This is a genomic window from Bacillus xiamenensis, from assembly GCF_000300535.1.
Classification (GTDB): Bacteria; Bacillota; Bacilli; order Bacillales; family Bacillaceae; genus Bacillus; species Bacillus xiamenensis.
Genome location: NZ_AMSH01000108.1, coordinates 1 through 3131, shown reverse-complemented (window position 1 = coordinate 3131; position 3131 = coordinate 1). Strand labels below are relative to the sequence as shown.

Sequence of the window (3131 nt, the reverse complement as noted above, 5' to 3'; positions counted from 1 at the left end):
TTTATTTGTCTCATCTGATGGGGTCAGTCCCCTATACTACTGCAGCTTTTTATGTACTCCTAGCATTCGTTTTAGGTAACCAACTAAAATACAGTAATGATTATCTTCTAGTAGTAATAGAAGATAAACGTATTCAAATTGCTGTTGTTATTTTTGTTGCTGTTTTGGCTGTTGGGCTATGGGGCTACTTTACATATAAGGATAAAGTTGAACTAAATGAATTAAGCTGTTATAAACGATTATTACAAGAATGCTTGGATGAAATTCCAAATAGAAGTTTTAAATAAGTACTGAACACCTTAGGAGATAAGGTGTTTTTTTGACGTAAAATGGGAACTTATTTTGTTTGAGAGCGGCTTCTATTGAGGAATTCACTTTTTCGTTCGACAAAATTTGCGGATAGTTCCATATGCTCGCTTTCTGCCGATATAAAGGTGGGAGGTTAAAATGAATACTATTTTAGTTGAATTAGTAAACAAGGATTTTGATTGGAACATTGTTGTGAATTTAATTGGAGCATGTGGTGTAGTTCTCGGTGCAATATCAGGGGCGTATCTTTATAGAAAACAGAAGAATACAGAGTGGACTGAAAAAAGTTTACAAAGTGTATATGCACCACTTTACATGCTAGTTTGTGGACAAGAGAGTTTTCGAGAACTGCTATTAGATCATGAAAAGAATAAATTTGTAAATTCACCAATACTATCTTGGGAAGATAATAAAAAAAATGAAGGAGTTATTCATAGAAATAAATTTATTGAGGCGTTTGATAAAACAAATTATGGTTTAGCATCTAATAAATTATTGATGTTAATAGGAGAATATAGAGTTCTTGTGAAACTTGAAGAAATAACTCCGGAAAATCATCCTGATTATGACAAAATAACTAGAAGAAAAGTAGATGTTGAAATTGAATTAGTGCGTGAAATTGTTCGAGAATATCAAAGACTAAGACAAAAACTAAAGATAGAAAATGACACCCCTGTGGAAAAATTTAAAATTTTTGAGTAGTAGTCCTCTGTGTAGGGCTTTTTTTGTTCCCTGTAAACTGCTTCCGGTGAATCTTTACATCAAGCATCGGCTTAAAGGTAGAGTGCGGTGGCAGTTTAGAGGAAATAATAATCCCAAAACAAACACGAATCGGAAGGAGGCGGCAGGTGAATGTAAATGGTAGACAAGCACATTCAGGCTCAGAAGGATTACGTCAAAGGTATGAAATACAAGGACCTTGCCGAAAAATACGGAGTGTCGATCAACACCATAAAATCGTGGAAAAAGCGGCATGGTTGGGAAAGGAAAAAGGGTGCACCCAAAGAAAAAAAGGTGCACCCAAAAAAGGGTGGTCAACCGGGTAATGTTAATGCGTTAGGCAATAGCGGGGGAGCAGCACCAATACAAAACCAAAACGCAAAGACACACGGCTTTTACTCAAAGCACATGTCAGCTGAAGCGTTTGAGATCATGCAGGACATTCAGGAGTTTTCGCCCGTTGATCTGCTGTGGGAGCAAATACAGATTCAATTTACCGCTATTGTGCGAGCACAGAAAATAATGTTCGTTGAAAGCAAAGATGAAATGATTAAAGAGTTGAAAAAGAAAAAGTCAGTCGTTTCAGATTCTACTGATATTGAGGAAGAAGAATACGAGTTTCAATTTGCTTGGGATCGTCATGCTACATTCCTAAACGCTCAATCAAGAGCGATGGGAGAGCTGAGAAGCTTGATAAAACAGTTTGAGGGGTTAGCGCATGAGAAAGATGAAAGACGGCTTAAATTGAAGCAGATGAGGCTTAATATTGACAGAACAAAAGCTGAAGTGGAACGGCTTACAGATAATAAAGAAGATCAAACGTTTGAAATCATCATCAAGGATAAGGGGGACCGTTGATGGAAAAAGAAGTGAATCCCCACTTTAGAAAATTTCTTTTTGATTGGGATCAAAAGTTTCAGTTCCTAGTGGGTGGTTACGGTTCATCTAAGAGCTATCACATTGCCTTGAAACTCATCTTAAAGTTACTGGATGAAAAGAGAACAGCCCTTGTGATTCGTGAAGTCTATGACACACACAGGGATTCAACCTTTTCGCTGTTTGAAGAGATCGTAAATGAACTTGGGCTCGATCATGTGATCCAGTGTAGAACATCACCGCTCATGCTTAAATTCCATAATGGGAGCCGGATCATCTTCAAAGGGTTGGACAAGCCAGCCAAATTGAAGTCGATCAACAACATCTCGATCATATGGATTGAAGAATGTTCAGAAGTGAAGTACGAGGGATTCAAGGAGCTGCTTGGTCGTTTGCGTCATCCAACATTGCAACTGCACATGATCCTATCAACGAACCCTGTCGGCCAGGATAATTGGACATACCGTCATTTCTTTAAGGACGATCAAAACAACCGCTTCATCCTAGATGATGAGAGGTTATACAAAGAGCGAACGATCGCTATCAATGATACGTACTATCACCACTCGACGGCCGAAGATAACCTATTTCTACCTGTGAGCTATATCAAGCAGCTGGATGAACTGAAAGAATACGATCCCGACCTTTATCGAATAGCCCGAAAAGGTCATTTTGGTATTAACGGTATTCGTGTTCTTCCTCAATTCGAGGTGCAGCCACATGAAGATGTGATGCTGGCCATATCAAATATCAATCGGCCTTTGCTTAGAGCGGGCATGGACTTTGGTTTCGTTGATTCATATAACGCAGTTGTCAGGTTGGCTGTGGATCACGAGAAGAAGTATCTATATATCTATTGGGAGTATTACGATCGTGGTAAGACCGATGATGTTACTGTCGAGGATTTGAAAGAGTTCGTCGAAACAAAAGAGCTGATCAAGGCTGATAATGAGCAGAAGACAATCGCATATTTCCGCAAGATGGGATACAACATGGTGGCCGCTCATAAGTTCCAAGGATCACGCTTGCAGTACACCAAGAAGATCAAGCGGTGTAAGAAAATTATATGTTCTGACTAATCCATTTATTTTATTTTCGCGTTTTAGTATACTACATGGTGGCCGCTCATAAGTTCCAAGGATCACGCTTGCAGTACACCAAGAAGATCAAGCGGTTCAAGAAAATCATATGTTCTGACTCATGCAAAAACACGATCTATGAGCTTC

The 3131-nt window shown here is 38.9% G+C and carries 4 protein-coding genes and 1 pseudogene; all 5 read left to right on the top strand.

What is annotated here, in order from left to right; genetic code table 11:
- Positions 1-287, top strand: a 287-nt coding sequence (locus BA1_RS19205; RefSeq protein WP_008362210.1) for a hypothetical protein, incomplete at its 5' end; no start/stop codon positions are given.
- 160 nt (positions 288-447) lie between these two features.
- The gene (locus tag BA1_RS18095) at positions 448-1011 is read left to right on the top strand and encodes a hypothetical protein (protein WP_008362208.1); all 564 of its coding nucleotides are present in this window, start codon (positions 448-450) and stop codon (positions 1009-1011) included.
- Between the two features lie 156 nt (positions 1012-1167).
- Positions 1168-1887 (top strand): phage terminase small subunit, encoded by a 720-nt coding sequence (gene terS, locus BA1_RS18090; protein ID WP_008362206.1) that lies wholly within the window; start codon positions 1168-1170, stop codon positions 1885-1887.
- Positions 1887-2981: pseudogene (locus BA1_RS18085) on the top strand (PBSX family phage terminase large subunit); the annotation flags it as partial. The gene terS and the pseudogene BA1_RS18085, both read left to right, overlap by 1 nt.
- A gap of 2 nt (positions 2982-2983) precedes the next feature.
- Positions 2984-3131 (top strand): terminase large subunit (locus BA1_RS19145; RefSeq protein WP_420196260.1); only part of this gene is annotated, 148 nt, incomplete at its 3' end.